General features: G+C 44.9%; 12 protein-coding genes. 1 reads left to right on the top strand and 11 read right to left on the bottom strand.

All coding sequences use genetic code 11. From position 1 onward, the window contains the following. Positions 1-367 precede the first annotated feature (367 nt). The 8 genes from J3492_RS08595 to J3492_RS08630 form a co-directional block, all read right to left on the bottom strand. Positions 368-1,483 carry a hypothetical protein gene (locus tag J3492_RS08595; protein WP_207991646.1) on the bottom strand — a complete coding sequence of 372 codons (1,116 nt, stop codon included), beginning with the start codon at positions 1,481-1,483 and terminating at the stop codon, positions 368-370. 156 nt (positions 1,484-1,639) lie between these two features. After that, positions 1,640-2,722 (bottom strand): 3-dehydroquinate synthase, encoded by a 1,083-nt coding sequence (aroB, locus tag J3492_RS08600; protein ID WP_207991647.1) that lies wholly within the window; start codon positions 2,720-2,722, stop codon positions 1,640-1,642. 141 nt (positions 2,723-2,863) lie between these two features. Then, positions 2,864-3,394, bottom strand: a complete 531-nt coding sequence (gene aroK / locus J3492_RS08605) for a shikimate kinase AroK (RefSeq protein ID WP_207991648.1) — start codon at positions 3,392-3,394, stop codon at positions 2,864-2,866. A gap of 204 nt (positions 3,395-3,598) precedes the next feature. Continuing rightward, a complete protein-coding gene (locus J3492_RS08610; protein WP_207991649.1) occupies positions 3,599-5,938 on the bottom strand; it encodes a type IV pilus secretin PilQ in 2,340 nt (779 codons plus the stop codon). A gap of 27 nt (positions 5,939-5,965) precedes the next feature. Next, positions 5,966-6,496: a pilus assembly protein PilP gene (locus J3492_RS08615; RefSeq protein ID WP_207991650.1), complete on the bottom strand. Its 531-nt coding sequence runs from the start codon at positions 6,494-6,496 to the stop codon at positions 5,966-5,968. A 1-nt stretch (position 6,497) separates the two neighbouring features. Next, positions 6,498-7,199, bottom strand: coding sequence for a type 4a pilus biogenesis protein PilO (locus tag J3492_RS08620; protein WP_207991651.1), 702 nt, complete (start codon positions 7,197-7,199; stop codon positions 6,498-6,500). Further along, positions 7,196-7,834, bottom strand: a complete 639-nt coding sequence (locus J3492_RS08625) for a PilN domain-containing protein (RefSeq protein ID WP_207991652.1) — start codon at positions 7,832-7,834, stop codon at positions 7,196-7,198. Before J3492_RS08625 ends, J3492_RS08620 begins: the two co-directional genes overlap by 4 nt. After that, positions 7,834-8,889, bottom strand: coding sequence for a type IV pilus assembly protein PilM (locus tag J3492_RS08630; protein ID WP_207991653.1), 1,056 nt, complete (start codon positions 8,887-8,889; stop codon positions 7,834-7,836). Before J3492_RS08630 ends, J3492_RS08625 begins: the two co-directional genes overlap by 1 nt. A 191-nt stretch (positions 8,890-9,080) precedes the next feature. Here J3492_RS08630 and J3492_RS08635 point away from each other — a divergent pair, with 191 nt between their 5' ends. Further along, the gene (locus J3492_RS08635; protein ID WP_207991654.1) at positions 9,081-11,726 is read left to right on the top strand and encodes a penicillin-binding protein 1A; all 2,646 of its coding nucleotides are present in this window, start codon (positions 9,081-9,083) and stop codon (positions 11,724-11,726) included. A 56-nt stretch (positions 11,727-11,782) separates the two neighbouring features. Here J3492_RS08635 and J3492_RS08640 read toward each other — a convergent pair whose 3' ends face one another. The 3 genes from J3492_RS08640 to rpoB form a co-directional block, all read right to left on the bottom strand. Further along, the gene (locus J3492_RS08640; RefSeq protein WP_207991655.1) at positions 11,783-12,316 is read right to left on the bottom strand and encodes a DUF6586 family protein; all 534 of its coding nucleotides are present in this window, start codon (positions 12,314-12,316) and stop codon (positions 11,783-11,785) included. A 322-nt stretch (positions 12,317-12,638) separates the two neighbouring features. Next, positions 12,639-16,856 carry a DNA-directed RNA polymerase subunit beta' gene (gene rpoC, locus J3492_RS08645; protein WP_207991656.1) on the bottom strand — a complete coding sequence of 1,406 codons (4,218 nt, stop codon included), beginning with the start codon at positions 16,854-16,856 and terminating at the stop codon, positions 12,639-12,641. Between the two features lie 165 nt (positions 16,857-17,021). After that, on the bottom strand, positions 17,022-21,128 hold the full coding sequence (gene rpoB / locus J3492_RS08650) for a DNA-directed RNA polymerase subunit beta (RefSeq protein WP_207991657.1): 4,107 nt from the start codon (positions 21,126-21,128) through the stop codon (positions 17,022-17,024). Positions 21,129-21,315: the final 187 nt, after the last annotated feature.

Here is a 21,315-nt window from a genome sequence, read left to right on the forward strand (position 1 = left end):
TTAACCACTTTAAAAAAAGAAAATAGTAAGCGTCATAACACCCCTATCATACTTTCGATTTAAAGACAGCAAGCAGCGCCTAAGTCACGATATCTTCTGGTTCACTCATAAAAATACTTTATAAGCTTCTTAAAAAATACAGCAAACACAGCTGTTTACGATAACGATACAGAGCGTCGCCCACAGTTATCTTAGTGAATAGTTGACAAAAAATCTAGTTTTTTTCTGACTCACACAGCACATATTCTAATTTATAGATTGTTTGGTCACCCTAAACTCACTAAAAATAGCGGATGTCTAAATAAGAGAAACCCACAAAGACAGTGCCTTTGTGGGTTTCTCTTAACCATAATATTTACAAAAAGGGCTAGTCTGTTTTTTCTTCTATTAACGCTTTAATACTGTCCGTACTCTTTTTGGTATTATCTGTATTTGTGCTTTTATTGCTGGTGTTATTGGTAGCAGCGCTGGCTGTATTACTTCCATTGCTTGTATTGTTTGAGCCATTGCTGTTTTTATCAGCATTATTGGGAGCAGTATTGTCAGGTGCAGTATTTTGCGATTTAGGCGCGGGTGGCGTTGGGACCACTGGTAGATTTTTGTTATCTTGCGCAGTTTTATCTGTCGTTTCTTCTGTTTTAGGCTTAGTGGGTTGCACAACCTCACCATCCATCACGACCGTGCGCTCCTCATTCACAGCTAAGGTTGCAGACGTGTCCTCCGACTCACGAATACTCTGTGACTTATTATTCGATGTTTGATTAGCATTGTTAGCTGCGGCATTTTTATCTGCCTCGGCTTTTTCACGCATCGCAACCTCATCTTGAGTCGGTTGTAATCGCACAGTCCGTGAACGTCTGGTACTAAGGTCCTTAATAGGCTTAGGGCGCTCATAGTTATCAATAATGCCGACATAACGGTTGATTTCTTCTGGCAATACTCTCACGTTTGCGGGCAGCCCAAAGTCAATCAACTTAGCAGCACCGGCCGCTTCTTGCGGGCTACTCATCAGCCCATAAGTCAACATATAACGTATCTGATCATTTCCATCGCGATAACGAAAGTAAGAAAACTTATCACGGTCATTACGTCCGTCTAAATAGCTGACAATAACCTCATGCTCAGCCACATTCATGACTTGCACCGTCCATTTGCCTTTGTTGGCTACTAAGAAGCTCTTGTCTTTAAACTCGTCAGGATAGTTACGCAAGTCACGGATGGTGTCTTCAAAGTTAATAGGCTGCACATCAGTATCAAGCTCATGCAGAGCGTCGATAGACAAAGGCTGTTTCAGTTCAGTGCTTAACTCTTCTGGTGCGGATATCGGCTTGTTTTCAATCTTCGCCCCTATCGCTGGTGTCTGACTGAACATCCAGATTAGTGCAGTAACTACCCCGAGCAGCAAGGTCATCATCAGCCAAATCAACGCTTGACGACGATAGGACTTACTTACAGAACGAGTCGGTGAGCTCGATACGGGCATGAACACTTCCTTTAAAGATAAAATAAAGCACACTATTAAGCTTGAGCATAAAACACACTTAAGGACTAGACTATCATAACACTTCATCAGCCTTCAGCGTAACTGGCATTTATATGCACGTCGTAACCGTATCGGCTTTGAGGTAATTCAGGTATGTTAAGACAATACTTCTGTCAGTAACTGTGCCTCAAAATCCTTTGTCAGCACAGCTTGCCCTAAAGATTTTAATAAAATCAGACGAATCTGCCCGCCTTGCACTTTTTTGTCATGCCCCATCAGGCTCAGCGCCACATCAGGCGCAATCGATGGCGGATTGATTGGCAGATTGGCAAGTCGTAACACACGTTTGATACGAGCCACATCTGCATCACTGAGCCAGCCCATTTTTTGGGACAGCTCAGCAGCTTGTACCATACCAACAGCCACAGCTTCACCATGTAACCAATTACCATAACCTTCATGTGTTTCAATCACATGCCCAAAAGTATGACCGAAGTTTAATAGGGCACGCACACCGGCTTCACGTTCGTCTTGAGCCACAAGATCAGCTTTATACTCGCAGCAGCGCTTGACGGCCTCACCAAGTATCGCCAAGTCTAGCGCCATCATGGCAGGCAAGTTGGTTTCTAACCACTCTAAAAACTCGATGTCCATGATCAGTGCATACTTAATGACCTCAGCCAGTCCTGCCGACAGCTCACGCACCGGCAAGGTCTGCAGCGTACTCATATCAGCCAATACCATCTGTGGCTGCCAAAAAGCACCAATCATATTTTTGCCTTGGCTATGATTAATACCTGTCTTACCACCAACACTTGAGTCCACTTGTGACAGCAAGGTGGTTGGAATCTGGATAAAGCTCACCCCACGCATAAAGCTTGCAGCAGCAAAGCCTGTCATGTCTCCGACGACACCGCCTCCTAATGCAATCAGTGTCACATCTCGATTAAAACGTGCTGTCATCAGTACATCGTAAATCTGGTTAATGCTGTCTTGGTTTTTATATTGCTCACCATCAGCTAATATACAGACTGCGACCGTAAACGATTTTTCTAACTGCGTTTGTAGCTGTGACAAGTATAAAGGCGCAACTGTCTCATTGGTGACAATCAAGACTTGCTGACCACTGATATAGGGGGTCACCTGCTCTGCCATTGCATGTTTATCCGTAATCACTATAGGATAATCATGACTTTGAGTATGAACGACTAAACTATCACTAAACAGAGGCGTTACCATAAAGCATTCCTATATTGTATTTATGACTGCACTATCTAACTTTTTTGTAGCTGTTTTTTTGCGCTTTTTTTCGCTATAAAAACACAAGCCATGATAAGTAGAGCAAGCAAATGGACTGTGTTGATCTTTCTATGGTTACTGCTAAAGTGCCTCAAAAGACGCAAGATGATGCAGCAGTTGATTTACCATATGACGTGGATAAGTATGGCCCGTTGGCATTATAATATGAGCGACCTCTCGATATAATGGATCACGCACACGGTATAGGTCCTCTAGTATCTCTCTGGGGTTTGGCTGCTGTAATAGCGGCCGTGATTTATCTTTGGCGGTGCGGGTCATCTGCACATCGACAGGCGCATTGAGATAAACCACGATGCCACGCTGTCGTAAAAATCTGCGATTGTCAGCGCTCATAACAGCGCCGCCACCCGTCGCGAGCACTATCTGCTGGCGCTGAGTGAGCTCATCAATAGCCCGAGTTTCACGCGCCCGAAATCCCGCCTCACCTTCTTTGGCAAATATCCAAGCAATGTCAGCGCCTGTCTGCGACTCGACATACCAGTCACTGTCTACAAACGTGCGTCCCAATTGCTTGGCAAGCAATCGGCCAATGGTCGTTTTTCCCGCTCCCATCGGTCCGACTAAAAACACCGAGGGTAATTCCTCCAACATAACACTCACTCAGATAAATCAACTATCATACAACGTCATCGATATTCTGGCTAGTAACCAACTGCGATTATTGTGCGTAAAATTTAGCAAACCCAGTATCACGTTAGCGTGTATTCATTTGAAAAATGACGATAAGAATGACCCATAAAAAAAGCAAGCCTGAGTAAGCGGCTTGCTTCTTGGGACATCCCTATCCGTTAAGGCTTAATCTAAACGGCTCACCCCATCATTGATGAGTTTTGGTGTGACAAAAATAAGCAGCTCTTCTTTGGCATTGCTGCGCACGTCTTTACGGAAAGCACGACCGATATAAGGCAGATCACCTAAGAATGGTACCTTGTCTACCCCATTAGACGTACGGTTTTTAAACACGCCGCCCAGTACGATCGTTTGACCATCTTCGACAATAACGTTGGTAGAAATAGAGTCTTCAGCAATGGCCACTTGGTTGTTGATGATGGTTGGGGTGCCATTGGTAATCATTAATTGCAAACCAATCTTACCATCAGGGGTGATGTTTGGTGTGGCCTCTAAACTTAACGCTGCTTCTTTAAAACTGGTAGACGTGGCGCCACTGGCAGCCGCCTCTTGGTAAGGAATCTGTGTACCAGAAGATACCTTTGCCGTCTGCTTATCAGCGGTTAAAACCTTAGGAGTAGAGATCACTTCACCACGATTGTCCGCTTGTAGCGCTGACAGCTCAAGATCTAACATCACATCTGACATGCTAAGCAAGCCAAAAGCGATACTACCGGCAGGATTGGCCACCCCCAAGTCGACGTTTAGGTTATCAGGACGACTGATATCATACGACGGATAAGAAACCGTTTGACCATTAACAGTGGTTGTCTCCACGTCAAAGTCTTTTAAGTCCCATAAGGTCTGATTACTACCACCCACCAGCAAATTACGATTGTTAGCAGCGCCATTTGATAAAATACCCCAGCGAACGCCAATCTCTTTGCTAAAGCTATCCGTAGCACTGACAATACGTGCTTCAATCATCACTTGTCGTACCGGTATATCGATCTTACTGATCAATCTATGGATGTTTTCTATACTGTCTGCCACGTCTTTTACAATGAGAGTATTGGTGCGCTCATCTATCGTGACGGTGCCACGATTAGACAGCAAGGTATTGTTATCAGCACCACGATTTGAGCTGCCGCCAGATGAGCCGCTGCCTTGAGAGATAAGCGTCAGCACATCTTGCGCTTTGGCATAGCTTAAACGAATGTACTCCGTACGTAGCGGTGCAAAAGACTCTACCGCCTGTTGCGCCTCAAGTTCTTGTGCTTCTTGCTGCGCAAGTTCGACTGCAGGAGCAACCAAAATCACATTGCCATTTTCACGTTTACCTAAGCTTTTACTTTTTAGGATGATATCAAGCGCTTGATCCCAAGGCACATTGATCAGACGTAAAGTGATATTGCCAGCAACCGAATCACTAGCGACAATATTCATTTCCGTAAATTGCGCTAGGATATCCAGCACGCTACGAACTTCTACATCTTGGAACTCCATAGACAGCGGTGCGCCTGTATACACTTTTTCTTCAAGTGTTGGCTCACGCAATAACTCAGGCTTGCTGATAGTCACATTAAGCTGATTACCAGACTGATAGGCTTGATATTCATAATCACCTGTCATATTGATGGTGACCACACCGTTTTGACCTTGGTTTTTAGTGTCTATACTTTCTACCAGTCCACTATTGACATTAAGCCGGCGCAGTAAGTTTCTAGGAATGGTGCTACCAGTCATACGTACCACCAGCTTATTGCCTTGGCGCTGTACGTCTATAGGTATAGACTCATTAGCCAGTGCCATGCTGATATTGCCACCGCCATTATCAGTTGGCGCAAAGTTTAATGCGCTCAAACCATCATAATTGTATTGCTTACTGACTTGTGAAGCGGCCAGATTAGGATCTAATAGCGGGTTGACACGAACAACCATAGTATCAGTAACGGCTTTTTCTGCCGCCGTAGTCGTCACAACGGTATTAGATGGTGCTTTATTGCTACTGGTTTCGATGATTGGCGTGACATTCGCTGTTGAAGCGACGGGCGCCAGGCTGGCAACGACAACTGGACGGTTAGGGTCAGTGATGGTGAGTAACAGCTCATTGCCATCGACAGCAGTGGTATAGTTACCGCTTTGCTTTAGACCAACAATCAGACGTGTGGTACTGTCATTACTTAGAGTCGTCACGTCGTTGACCATGCCAATATTATAATCATTGAATCGATCAGCAAGTCCGTTTTGTACTTGTTCAAAATCTAATACCAAACGGCTTGGGTCATCGAGTTGATACGCTGCAGGCAGTACCGGAGCCCCAGTAAAACCTAGGCGCATCTGGGTAACAGCAGGTGCCGTCTGTACTACAGAGATGTTATTGATACGCTGGTCGGCATAGGCGGCACTGCTGATAGCGACCATACTGGCTGCCAGCGCAGGTATAGCAAAGCGTGAGGCAGAGATGGCGAAACTAGAGGAAACACGGTTACTCATCGTCATTACCTTGTTATTGCGTACTGTCATTACTTATTCCTCAAAAAATCTGCCAATTTAGTTTATGGGAGAGACCAACGACTGAGGTCTTTCGGTAAACCCTGCGCGGCTATCTGGCACAATTTCAATCAAATTAATTTGCGTCGGTGTGATTTCAACAATACGACCGTCATTTAATCCCATATAGTTACCTACCTTGACGTTTGCTACTGAGCCATCTGGCCGTTGTATGAGTGCGTATTGCTGCCCCTCAGGAGAGACCAACACACCTCTAAAAGTCAGCTGTGATAGCTCATATTGCTCTAACGGTTCTTTGATTCGATTAATATCAGGGCGTATACCATCTAAGGACGTATCTGCTCCTTGTGTGTTCACCAGGCTCGGTGGTAAAAATGGGCTGCGCAGCATATTGGCACTATAGACATAATCTTCAATCAATTCAGCTTGTGGCGGGGGTTCAATTGGCTGCGACGGTGAGTTACGAATCTCATTCATCGCCTGCTCTGCCATACCGATACGGTCGGAGCATCCTGTCAGGGTTATAGCTGTGATAGCAAGAGTGAGAAGGACTGGTTTCTTAGCATACATATTAATTACCTCCTTCTGTAGCTGTATCAGCATCTGCTATCTCTTTTGAGCGATACGTTTTGGTCCGTAGTACTAAGTTCAACTCTGGCAGCGTCTCTAAAGTCGGTTTCGGATTACTCACCTCAAAATCATGCATCGTAATGATTCGTGGCAGTGCAGCAAGTCCACTAATAAAGCTACCAAACTGATGATACTCACCTATGGCAGCAATACGGATAGGCTGCTCAATAAAGAATTCGTTTTCAACCTCAGCTTCGACAGATATGTCTTGAAAGCGTATGTTGCTACCAACACCCGTCATATTAATACCTTCGACCAGCTCTGATACCCGAGTCTCTTTTGGCAGTTGATCCAACAAAGTATTAAATTCAATATCCATCTGCTCGACTTGCGCTTTATACGCTTCCAAATGACGAGCACGAGATTCTTTTTTGCGATAGCTCTCAAGCAAAACCTGTTGCTCATTCTCTGCCGCTTTAATTTCATCCAGTTTGCCACTGATAGGCAAAGCCCAAGATAATGCAGCAATCAGCACCACAATAAAAGCGAATATCGTGACTTTAACAGGGACTGGCCAACTGCCATAATTCTCAGTATCTAAAGATTCAAAACTACGGCGAAAATCATTGAGATCAAACTGTTTCTTGTTTTGATCCTTGGTTTTTTTTGCCTTACTCAGGCCTTTTTTACGCGTAAGCTTCACAAGTCACCTCCAGTCTCAGCACTCTCATCAGCGTCAGTAGCTTGTGACTGAACTTGCGTCGTGATAACAAATTGTACATAGCTGTCTTCAGGATAGGTAGGACGTGACTTATTGCCTGTATTGAGCTCAGGTGCCGCCTCATAAGCACGTATGTTTTGCTGAATATTTCGTACTGCAGAGCCCCCCATCCACTTACTGGCATCTAAATTCCGTATCAAACTTGATACCACATTTGGGTTATCTGCTAGGCCAGTTAAGATGAGTGTATTATCTTCCCGTTTTAGATTGTTTAAGTACAAAGCAGCGGGGACGGCTTTTGCCAGATCATCCCATAAATGTACAGGCACAGGGCGGCGACCTTGTAGATCCTGAATGACCTGCATGCGTGAAACAATGTCGTCACGGCGTTGCTCTAAGCTGTCGATTTCAACAAGTATCGTGTCCAAGCGAGTATTTTCTTGGGTAATCAAGGCATTGGCATCACGCTGCTCTTCAAGCTCATTATTGAAGTAGCTCCATGTCGCAAATGCGGCCAACAGTGCCAGCAGGGTTACAGCAGCAACTAAAGTGATAAATTCTTTATTGCGGCGTTCACGTTCTTCTTGCCGCCAGGGTAAAAGGTTAATACGAGCCATCAGTCAAAGCTCCTTAACGCAAGGCCACAAGCTGCCATCAAACTTGCGGCATCAATTGCCAGTTGTTCGTTGTCGATACTGGGATCTATCGTCATATTGATAAAAGGATTTGCTACCGTCACTGGCACCCCTATCTTTTGTTGTACCAACCCTGATAGACCTGGAACAGAGCTACTACCCCCTGCCAGTACGACATGATCTATGCTATTGTATTGACTAGACGAGAAATAAAACTGTAATGAGCGGGTAATCTGCTGGATCGTACTTTCCATAAATGGTGTGAGAATATCCGTATAATAGTCATCTGGTAGTACGCTTTCACGCTTACTGGCTGCCGCTTCTTCAAAAGACAACCCATAACGATCCTGAATGGCTTGTGTCAGCTGTAGTCCGCCAAATAGTTGCTCACGGCTATAAACGAACTCACCATTTTTTGCGATATATAAAGTCGTTTGATGATGACCGATATCGACGATGGCAACCAGCTCTGGCATATTAGGCAGGCTATCTACCATCAGCTCAAAGGCACGCTCTATGGCATGTGACTCAATATCTACTATCTTGGCTTGTAAACCACCAAACACTAAAGAGTCTGTACGCTGATCCACGTTTTCTGAACGTGATGCGGCTAAAAGCACCTGTACCAGATTGTCATCCACCAAAGAGGGGCCCAATACTTCAAAATCTAAATTAACTTCATCTAAAGGATAAGGAATATATTGATCTGCATCCAAACGGATTTGTGCCTCACGTTCGATATCTGTCAACTTCATGTCCATGTCTATAATCTTGGTGATGACAGAGGAACCTGATACTGCGGTGGCCGCGTCACTTCCTGCCACCTGACAACGTTTGGCCACACGAGCAATGGCAGCACCGACCTCTTCAGTATCGACAATTAACTTATCGACAACCACACCTGGTGACAGCCCTTCAATACCATAGGAGTTTAAGTGAAACATGCCTTGCTGACGCTGGATATCGACCAGCTTTATCGAAGTAGCAGAGATATCTACTCCAACCAAATGTCGCCCTTTAGAAGAAAATAGCCTCACAAGCGCTTTACCTTATATAAAGTTTACGTTCTGATATGTTTTTGTAATAATTCAATACAATACGTTACTTAAATGATAGATTCAAGTATTTTGCGTACTTATAAGACAAATTACACTTTTAGTATGACCTGCCTGTTTTGTTCAAGGTATAATATATCGTTTTCTGAAAACTCTAATCGATAAGTCTGACTATGACGAAAAAAAATGCCACTGCTCATCTCATTCACTTTTTGGTGGGACTTGTCATTGCCTGTCTGGCGTTGGCAGTCGTTTTAGCGCTTGCTGTGCCGATTGGGTTCTATGGTATGGCGATGTACTTATCGCCAACGTTACCCAGTATTCAAGAGATCAAAACTGCCAGTCTTGAGATGCCTCTGCAAATCTATAGCAGCGATAATAAACTGATTGGTCAATACGGTAATCGCCTGTCTTTACCCGTGACTTTTGAAGAGATTCCAGACGACCTAACCCATGCTTTTTTAGCCGCTGAAGACTCGGCATTTTTTCAGCATACTGGTATTAGCCTCAAAGGTCTTGGACGCGCTGTGACAGAAGCCGTCACTGATGATGAGACACAAACAGGCGGCTCTACCATTACCATGCAGGTCGCCAAAAACTATTTCTTAAGCTCTGAACGTACTCTAAACCGTAAGCTGACCGAACTTTTTGTCGCCCGTAAGATGGAAGACGAGCTCAGTAAAAACGAAATCTTAACGTTATATGTCAATAAAATCTATCTCGGCGAAGGCGCATATGGTATTCGTGCTGCTGCTAAAAAATACTATAGTAAATCACTTGATAACCTGACTATTGCTGAGATGGCGATGCTAGCCGGCCTACCAAAGGCTCCCTCAAAATACAACCCAGTAGCCAATCCTGAACGGGCATTGACACGGCGCAACTGGATTATTGGCCGTATGCACGAGCTGGGCTATATCACTCAGGCTCAATACGATGAAGCAGTTAATGCCCCGATTGGGCTCAAGCTATATCAAGAGAAGCTTGACGTAAACATGCCTTATTTAGCAGAAATGACCCGATATGCGTTGGTCAATCGCTATGGTGAGCAAGTTGTCAATGGGGGGTGGCGTGTCAGGTTAACGGTTGACAGCAAAGCGCAAAATGCTGCTGAGGCTGCGGTCCTTAAAGGTTTAATTGCCTATGATCATCGCCATGGCTGGCGAGGTGCTGAGGCAAATGATGAGCCTCTAGAGAACTTTCGTCGCTATGGCGGTATGTACCCAGCTAAAGTGACCAAGGTAAACGCTCGTAGCTTCGAAGCAGACATGCCATCTGGTGAGAATGTTACTGTTAACTGGTCAGGCATGAACTGGGCACGTAAATATATCTCCGCTGACCGCTTTGGTTATTCTCCAAGCAATGCCAGTCAGATCGTCAACAAAAATGATATTATCCGTTTAATACCAACCAGCAGTGGTGGTTGGAAACTGGCTCAAATACCTGAAGTTCAAGGCAGTTTGGTGTCATTAAATCCGGATACAGGTGCTGTCAAAGCGCTCGTTGGTGGTTTTGATTTTAATCACAGTAAGTTCAACCGTGCCTTACAGGGCTGGAGACAACCAGGCTCTATCATCAAGCCATTGGTTTACACTGCCGCTTTAGAAAAAGGCTATCGTCCAGACAGTATCATCTCAGATCAACCGATTCAGGTTGGGGACTGGAAGCCAAAAAACTCTGACGGGCGTTTTTTGGGAGATATCACTCTCCGCCGAGGGCTTTATCTTTCACGTAACTTAGTGTCTATTCGTTTATTACAGGCGATCGGTATCTCTGATGTTCGTGACTTGTTAGATCAATTTGGACTGGATAAAGAAAAGCTACCGACTACCCTATCGCTTGCACTGGGTACTGGACAAGCAACCCCGCTACAAATGGCAACGGCTTATGCGACCTTTGCCAATGGCGGCCATCGCATACAGCCTTATTTTATAGAACAGATATATAATTATGATAACAAGTTGCTATTCCAAGCCAGTCCGCAGCAAGCTTGTGCAGTATGCTTCAATGAGCAACTCGTAGATTTAAATGAGAAGCTCATTGCAGACCAAGAGGCGATAGAAACAGAATCCAACAACGACTCTGCTGCTACTGAAGATCCAGAAGACAATACCGGTGCTACAGAAAACGATAATATCACCAATGTAAATATTTACGACGCCAGTCCAGAGTCAGATCGTCTACAAGCCCCTACTGTGCAATACACGACAGCCGCTCAGGCACCGCGAATATTGACCCCACGCGTCGCTTATGAAATGGCTGATATTCTACGTGATGTGGTACAGCGTGGTACCGCCACCCGGGCCAAAGCCCTAGGGCGTAGTGATATCGGCGGCAAAACTGGTACCACCAACGAAGCCAAAGACGCTTGGTTTGCAGGGTTTCATCCAACCAACGCTACTGTTGTCTGGATCGGCTTTGATCAGCCTTCAACCCTTGGCCGTCGTGAGTATGGTGGGGTCGCTGCATTACCTGTATGGATCGACTTTATGAGAGCTGAACTAAAAGGTAAGCCTTACGAATGGGTATCACTCAATAATCGCTCTAAATCAAAAAAACAAAAACAACGTATATTAGAAATGACAGATGATGGTATTATCACTCCTGAAGAGACAACGCCAACCAATACGACGAAACCCATCCAACCTAAGACCCAAAAGCGTAAACCGCCTGAGCCTGAAACCATCGATGAAGACTCAGGAAGTAACCATGAAGCCAGTCGTAACCCTAATAGCAATAATAGTAGCGGAAACGACAGCGTGCCCCAAAACCCACTAACCGTCACACCTGTTGAGCAGCTGCCGGAAATGCCAGAATAAACCTTCACACAAGCTTGATAGCACTGAATGTGTTGTTTATACCATTTCCAACCACCCTAAAACTCGACCATACCGGCACGTAACTGCTCAATCAACGTCAGCAGTTGCTGACGCCACTCTCGTATGGTTGCTGCATCCGGAAGCCACTGGTTTGATAACGTCACCACATTCACAATAAGATCTTGTGGTGTCTTTGCCCCATCGTTATCTATCCCCTCTTCGCTGTTCGGCTGGTCTTTTATAACGGTATACAAACAGCGCTGATAAGCACGTTCAATATTCGCCAAAATGCCTTGCTGTTGTAGTTGTTGCAGCCGCTGTACCTCTGGTGATACTTGCGTCCGTACGGCCAACGCACGCTCAATATCTGTCAAGCTTGGTGCCACTACATCTAAGCTGTAGAACTGCACAAGCTCTTGCATAAATGCTAAGAAACTGCCGTATAAATGAAAAATAGCGGTTTCACAATGGGCTTGATAATGCTGTTTATCATGGCTACTCTCTGCCGCTTGACAGGCCAAACGGCAAAAATACAGCTTTTGATTGGTTCGATCTGCTTGATACTTGGCGACACGACCTTTACCTGCCATATACCTATCCTTATATTGTTAATTTTGACGCAGGTATAAGTTTACACTTATTTTTAGTCCTATAAGCAATCGTTTTAGCTGTCATATCGTCGATACTAAATAAAATAGACACACTGTAGTAATACGCTAAACTGGTATAAATTTTTCTTGCGTGCTGTGCCTACGCCGACAAAGGCTGCAAAACCAACATTAAAAAACTAAGCATCCCAGTCTTGTCGTATCTTTTTTATACTAACCTGACTATAGATAAAAATAACAGGCACAAAAAAGCCAGCAACGAGGCTGGCTTTTTGTGTACAAATACTCAAACTATAAAATCTAATCAGCTGTCTTGATTAAGCTCTTGTGCAAAGGCTTCATCAAAGCTAGCAAAGTCTTTACTATCAGTGCTGGCCGTCATGTCAAAAGCAGCATTCATATCATTATCATGTAACACTTGCTCTGACTTGTCTTTACGAGCTTGATGATAAGCCAGTCCCGTACCTGCAGGGATCAAGCGACCTACCACTACGTTCTCTTTTAGACCACGTAGCTCATCACTCTTACCAGTAACAGCAGCAGCCGTTAGAACTCGTGTCGTTTCTTGGAAAGAAGCGGCTGAGATAAAGCTTTCAGTCGCCAGACTCGCTTTAGTAATACCAAGTAGCTGACGCTCAAATTGTACTGGGAACTTGTCTTCAGCAACCAGCTTCTCATTAAGTGCTTTTAGGTCCGCATATTCAACCTGATCACCTTTAAAGTAACTAGAGTCACCAGCATCCGTCACTTCGACCTTACGCAGCATCTGACGTATGATAACTTCAATATGCTTATCGTTGATCTTAACACCCTGCAAACGATAAACGTCTTGTACTTCGTTGACGATATAATCAGCAAGTGCTGTTTCACCTTTTAAGCGCAAGATGTCATGTGGGTTTTGTGGACCATCGGCGATGATCTCACCACGTGCTACTGTCTCGTTTTCAAAGACGTTAATCTGACGCCACTTTGGAATCAACTCTTCATGTGTCTCGCCGTCTTCATTGGTAATAATAAAGCGGTTTTTACCTTTGGTCTCTTTACCAAAGCTGACGACACCTGTCATCTCTGCCATGATGGCATGATCTTTTGGACGACGGGCTTCAAACAAATCGGCTACACGTGGTAGACCACCAGTGATGTCCTTGGTACCAGATGTTGCTTGCGGTACACGGCCTAAGATCGAACCAGCAGCGACTTTTTCACCATCGCTAACACGAATGATGGTTTCAGCCGGTAAGAAGTAAACCACTTCTTTGCCTTCATCAGTGTTCAAGATAATGGCTGGGCGTAAGTCCTTAGCAGTACTTGAACGGTCACGAGTCGCTAGAATCTCAAACGAGCTCATACCAGTGGCTTCATCGACTTTTACTGTCGCTGTACTGCCATCAACGATGTCACTGAAGCGTGCCGTACCGGCAAATTCAGTAATAATAGGATGCGTGTGCGGATCCCATTTAGCAATGGTTTGTCCACCTTCGACCTGCGCTTCATTTTTAACCAGTACGCTTGAACCATAAGGCACTTTATAACGCTCACGCTCACGACCAAGCTCATCAGTCATCGCAATCTCTGCAGAACGTGATACGACTACCAAATGACCATCCGTATGTTCAACCGTTTTCATGTTTTCGAAATGCACTTGACCGGCATTACGAACAGAGATGCTGTTGTCTACTGATGCTGAGCTTGCCGCCCCGCCCACGTGGAAAGTACGCATGGTTAACTGAGTACCAGGCTCACCAATAGATTGAGCTGCCATCACACCGACAGACTCACCGATATTGACTTTATGACCACGAGCAAGATCACGGCCGTAGCACTGTGAACACACACCATGAGCCACATCACAGGTAATGACTGAGCGTACCCAGATGTCATCAATGGCATTTTCATCAAGGATATTGACCCACTGCTCATCAATCAGCGTACCTGCTGGGACCAATACTTTTGAATCGTCATCATTATAAGTGACATCACGAGCAGTCACACGACCCAGAACCAGCTCACCAAGCTTCTCAATGATCTCACCACCTTGAATATGCGGGGTCATGAGCAGGCCTTGTTCAGTACCACAGTCTTCGCTAGTCACAACCAAGTCTTGTGCCACATCGACCAAACGACGCGTCAGATAACCTGAGTTGGCTGTTTTTAGAGCCGTGTCTGCTAGACCTTTACGTGCACCGTGAGTCGAGATAAAGTACTGAAGTACGGTCAGACCTTCACGGAAGTTGGCTTTAATCGGTGTTTCGATGATAGAACCATCTGGTTTTGCCATCAAACCACGCATACCAGCGAGCTGACGAATCTGAGCGGCACTACCACGAGCACCAGAATCCGACATGATAAAGATCGAGTTAAAGGATTTTTGCTCGTCTTCTTCACCTTGGGCATTGATGACTTTGTCCGTTGACAAGTTATCCATCATCGCTTTAGCGACTTTGTCGTTGGTACGTGACCAAATATCGACGACCTTGTTATAACGCTCACCAGCAGTGACAAAACCTTGTTCAAACTGATCTTCAATCTCACGCACTTCAGCTTCAGCAGTTTCAATGATTTGAACCTTGCTCGGCGGGATCGCCATGTCTTCTATACCAATAGAGACCCCTGACAGTGTCGCCTGAGAAAAACCAAGGTACATTAACTGGTCAGCAAACATCACACTGTCTTTGACACCCATCTTACGATAGCAAGAGTTGATCAAGCGTGAGATGTTTTTCTTAGTCATCTCTTGGTTACACTCATCAAACACCATACCTTTAGGCATGATATTCCAAATCAACAAACGACCAGCGACTGTTTCTTTTAAACTGGTTTCTTTAGTACGATTACCCTCTTCATCGATATGAGTCTCGGTCACACGTACCTTGATTTTGGCATTAACATGCAAATCATTTGAACCAATCGCACGCAAGGCTTCGTTAACTGAAGCAAAGACCATGCCTTCGCCTTTGGCATTGATTGACGAGCGGCTAATGTAGTACAGACCAAGTACCACGTCCTGTGATGGAACGATGATAGGATCACCGTTAGCAGGTGACAAGATGTTGTTGGTCGACATCATCAGTGCACGTGACTCAAGCTGTGCCTCTAGTGTCAATGGCACATGAACGGCCATTTGGTCACCGTCAAAGTCAGCGTTAAATGCGGTACAAACCAGTGGGTGCAGCTGAATGGCTTTACCTTCAATGAGTACTGGCTCGAACGCTTGTAGGCCCAAACGGTGTAGCGTCGGTGCACGGTTCAATAGCACAGGGTGCTCACGAATGACCATCGCTAGCATATCCCATACTTGCGGCTCTTCACGCTCAACCATCTTTTTGGCGGCTTTAATCGTTGTCGCTAAGCCATGAGACAAAAGCTTGTTGTAAGTAAATGGCTTGAATAGCTCAAGCGCCATCTTCTTAGGTAGGCCACATTGGTGAAGACGCAATGTTGGACCGACAACGATCACTGAACGACCTGAGTAGTCAACACGCTTACCAAGTAAGTTTTGACGGAAACGACCTTGCTTACCTTTGATCATGTCGGCAAGAGATTTTAATGGACGTTTGTTACTACCTGTGATGGCACGACCACGACGACCGTTATCCAGTAGCGCATCGACTGACTCTTGTAACATACGTTTTTCGTTACGCACGATAATATCAGGGGCGCTTAGCTCTAATAGACGCTTTAGACGGTTGTTACGGTTGATGACGCGGCGATACAAGTCGTTTAGATCTGAAGTCGCAAAACGTCCGCCTTCTAGTGGTACTAGTGGGCGTAAATCTGGTGGCAGTACAGGTAAGATGTTCATTACCATCCACTCAGGTTTATTATTAGAATCACGGAAAGCTTCTAATAGTTTAAGACGCTTAGACATTTTTTTAAGTTTAGTCTCAGAGCCTGTTTGCGGAATGGCTTCACGCAGTTCATCAATTTCTAAGTCTAAGTCAATGTCTTTTAGCAGATCTTGTACCGCTTCAGCACCCATCTTGGCAACGAACTCATCGCCAAACTCTTCAAGTGCACGATAATAATCTTCGTCATCTAGCAGCTGATATCTCTCTAAAGAAGTCATACCAGGCTCAGTGACGATATAGCTTTCAAAGTACAGGACACGCTCAATATCACGTAGTGTCATATCGAGAAGCAGACCGATACGGCTTGGCAATGACTTTAAGAACCAAATGTGCGCCACAGGACTGGCCAAATCAATATGACCCATGCGATCACGGCGCACTTTAGCGGTCGTGACTTCAACACCACACTTTTCACAGATGACACCTTGGAACTTACGGCGTTTATACTTACCACACAGACACTCAAAGTCTTTTACTGGGCCAAAGATTTTGGCACAAAAAAGACCGTCACGCTCAGGCTTAAACGTACGATAGTTAATTGTTTCAGGTTTTTTTACCTCACCATGAGACCAAGATTTGACCACATCTGGTGAAGCTAGGGTAATTTGAATGCTATCAAACTCACGGTTACCGCTAGCGGTAGGGCTTTGCATGATATCGAGTAAATCTTTCAAGTTGCTTCTCCGTTATCTTTATAATCATTCGGTCATGTTGGTAATGACATATGACAGAATGAATGAAGGCAATGAATAGGGTTGAGATAAATAACCAAAAGCAGCAGCATTATGGCGTACTGCTTTTAGTATGACGACTGAGTTTAAAACATTCAGGCTTTAAACTTAGTGAGTCTCTTTTAACTCAATATTAAGACCCAGTGATTTGATTTCTTTGGTCAGTACGTTAAATGACTCAGGCATACCTGGATCCATGTACTGCTCTCCATCGACGATGTTCTTATACATACGTGTACGGCCTTCAACATCATCCGACTTCACCGTTAGCATCTCTTGCAAGGTATAGGCGGCACCATAAGCTTCTAGTGCCCAGACTTCCATCTCACCAAAGCGCTGTCCACCAAACTGAGCTTTACCACCCAGCGGCTGCTGCGTAACCAGTGAGTAAGACCCTGTTGAGCGTGCATGCATCTTGTCATCAACCAAGTGGTTAAGCTTGAGCATATACATATAACCGACGGTCACTTTACGATCGAACTTTTGACCCGTACGACCATCATATAGGGTTTGCTGGCCATCACGGTCCAATCCAGCAAGCTCTAGCAGATCTTTAACTTGATGCTCATGAGCACCGTCAAACACTGCTGTACCCATCGGTACACCTTCACGTAGGTTGCCCGCAAGCGCTATAATGTCATCGTCAGACAAGCTATCTAGATCAACTTGCTCTCCGCCAACTTTGTTATAGATTTGGTCTAAGAAGTCACGTAAGTCTTTGATAGCAGCTTGGGCTTTAAGCATACCGTCAATTTTTTCACCCAAACCTTTGGCTGCCATACCTAAATGCGTCTCGAGTACCTGACCGATGTTCATACGTGATGGAACACCTAGTGGATTTAGAACGATGTCCACCGTGTTACCATGTTCGTCGTATGGCATGTCTTCAACTGGCATAATACGTGATACCACACCCTTGTTACCATGACGACCGGCCATCTTATCACCAGGCTGAATACGACGCTTAACCGCCAAATAAACCTTGACGATTTTTTGTACGCCATGTTGTAGATCATCGCCTGCCGTTAATTTACGCTTTTTCTCAGCAAACTTCACATCGATGTCTTTTTGCTTATCGACCAAGTAATCAGCGATTTGTGTGAGACGCTCAGAGATTTCTTCTTCAACCGGCTGAATATCAAGTAAAGTCTCAAGACTCATGTCTTTCATATCAGCGGCTTTCATAACCGTACCAGCCTTTAGACCTGAACCACCACTGATTTTTTGTCCATCTAGCAAGGTACTGATACGACCACGTGCCGCTTCTTCAAAGATACGTAGCTCTTCTTTTAAGTCTTTACGATAGCTGTCTAACTGTGACTTTTCGATCGCACGAGCACGAGCATCTTTTTCAACACCGTCACGGGTAAAGACCTGTACATCAATCACCGTGCCTTTGCTTGATGTTGGGACACGCAACGAGGTGTCTTTTACATCCGCGGCTTTTTCGCCAAAAATGGCCCGCAGTAGTTTTTCTTCTGGTGTCAGCTGTGTCTCACCTTTTGGCGTGACTTTACCCACCAAGATGTCGCCTGCATCCACTTCAGCACCGATATAAACGATACCTGCCTCATCAAGACTGGATAGCGCAGCCTCACCGACGTTTGGAATATCAGCAGTGATTTCTTCTGTACCCAATTTGGTATCACGAGCCACACAGGTCAGTTCTTGAATATGAATGGTGGTAAAACGATCTTCTTTTACCACTTTTTCAGACAACAAGATTGAGTCTTCGAAGTTATAACCATTCCAAGGCATAAAGGCGATGCGGATGTTTTGACCAAGCGCCAATTCACCCAAGTCGGTCGACGGACCATCAGCCAAGATATCACCCAAAGCGATCTCATCACCTTGGTTAACAATGATACGCTGGTTAATACAAGTGTTCTGGTTTGAACGCGTGTATTTGATTAAGTTGTAGATATCGATACCCGCTTCACCGGCGACCATCTCATCTTCATTGACACGTACCACGATACGTGAAGCATCAACATCCTCAATCACACCGCCACGACGAGCGATGACACATACACCTGAGTCACGAGCAACGTGACGCTCCATACCAGTACCTACCAATGGCTTATCCGCACGTAATGTAGGAACCGCCTGACGCTGCATGTTTGATCCCATCAAAGCACGGTTGGCATCATCATGCTCTAGGAACGGAATCAGACCTGCGGCTACTGACACAACCTGACTGGGCGATACATCCATATGTGTGACCTTGTCCGCTGGCATACGCACAAACTCGCCACCGCTACGCACACTGACCATCTCATCAGATAGCGCACCGTCTTCAGTCATTGGTGAGTCAGCCTGTGCAATTACAGTACCGACTTCTTCAATCGCTGATAAATACTCAAAATGATCTGTGACCTTCCCATCTACCACACGGCGATATGGCGTCTCTAAGAAACCAAAGCTGTTGGTCTTAGCAAAGGTCGCTAAAGAGTTAATCAGACCAATGTTTGGCCCTTCAGGCGTCTCAATCGGGCAGACACGGCCATAATGAGTGTCATGAACGTCACGTACTTCAAAGCCTGCACGCTCACGGGTCAGACCACCAGGGCCCAATGCGGATACACGGCGTTTATGCGTCACTTCAGATAATGGGTTGTTTTGATCCATAAACTGTGACAACTGGCTTGAACCAAAGAACTCTTTGACAGCAGCAGCAACAGGTTTAGAATTGATCAAATCCTGTGGAGATAAATTATCAGACTCAGCAGAGCTTAAGCGCTCTTTAACCGCACGCTCAACACGTACTAAACCAACACGGAATTGGTTTTCAGCCATTTCACCCACTGAACGAATACGGCGGTTACCCAAATGGTCGATGTCATCAACCTCGCCGCGGCCGTTACGAATCTCAATCAGCTCTTTTAGGACATTAACGATATCATCGTTATTTAGGACACTACGGGCACGTTGTACATCAGGGTCATCAGTGCTTTCAAAGTCCAACCCTAAACGGCGGTTAAATTTCATACGACCGACGTTTGATAGATCGTAGCGATCTGGGTTGAAAAACATGCTTTCAAACAACTTTTCAGCAGTCTCAACCGTTGGCGGCTCACCTGGGCGCATGACTTTATAAATTTCGATTAATGCTTCTTCACGGCTTGACGTCGTATCTGCACGTAACGTATCCGCAATATAAGTCCCTTGATCGATATCATTGGTAAATAAAATACTGATTTCTTTGATATCAGTAGCACTTAATTTAACCAATAGCTCATGATCAATTAACGTGTTAGCACGCGCGATCACTTCATCATCAACGATAATATCTTCGGCAAGGATACGCTCATATAAGTACTCATCAGGTACAGCGATGCGAGTCATACCCGCTTCTTCGATCTGACGGATACGGCGAGCATTAATGCGCTTGCCTTGTTCTACCAGTACCTTACCTTCAGGCGATACGATATCAAACTGCGCCATTTCACCACGTAAGCGATCAGGCACCAAATCAATCTCAAACTGCTCATCGCCCTTATAAACCGACACTCTATCAAAGAAAGTATCTAAGATTTCAGCAGTCGTCAGCCCAAGCGCCCGTAAAATAATAGAAGCTAATAGCTTACGACGGCGGTCAATACGAGCAAATACTAAGTCTTTAGCATCAAACTCAAAGTCAAGCCATGAGCCACGGTACGGAATGATACGAGCGTTATAAAGCACCTTACCACTTGAGTGCGACTTGCCTTTATCGTGATCAAAGAACACACCAGGTGAACGATGTAATTGTGAAACAATAACCCGTTCAGTACCATTGATAATAAAAGTACCGTTTTCGGTCATTAACGGCATCTCGCCCATATAGACGCTTTGCTCACGGATATCTTTGATAGCCGCTTTACTGTCTTTGTCCTTGCTATCTTTATCTTTAATAATCAAACGGATTTTGACACGCATCGGGGCAGCAAACGTTGAGCCACGTAAAATACATTCACGCTCATCGAACTCAGGGGTTCCTAAGTAGTACTCAACAAATTGCAATTCAGCATTGCCAGAGTGACTTTCGATAGGAAAAATAGAAGAAAATGCGGCTTGCAGACCAGTATTCTCACGAGCTTTTGGTTTTTTGTGCTCTTGCAAAAATTGCTCATAAGAATCTACTTGAATAGACAATAAGTAGGGAATGTCCATCACAGTGGGCAATTCAGCAAAACTTTTGCGAATACGCTTTTTTTCAGTATAAGAATATGCCATCGAGAGTCCTTACAGTAGACGTGAAAACAAATTGAAAGCGTGACCAGCGTGCATAAATACTATACAAACATGGCAACGGAAACGATAATAAAAGAAACGGTGATGCTCAGTTAATGGGTGTTTAATAAATCATGCATACACAATGCACGACATCTAATTTTAAAACGACTATCTAAACACTACTATA

Origin of the sequence: Psychrobacter coccoides, from assembly GCF_017498085.1 — a bacterium.
Taxonomy (GTDB): domain Bacteria; phylum Pseudomonadota; class Gammaproteobacteria; order Pseudomonadales; family Moraxellaceae; genus Psychrobacter; species Psychrobacter coccoides.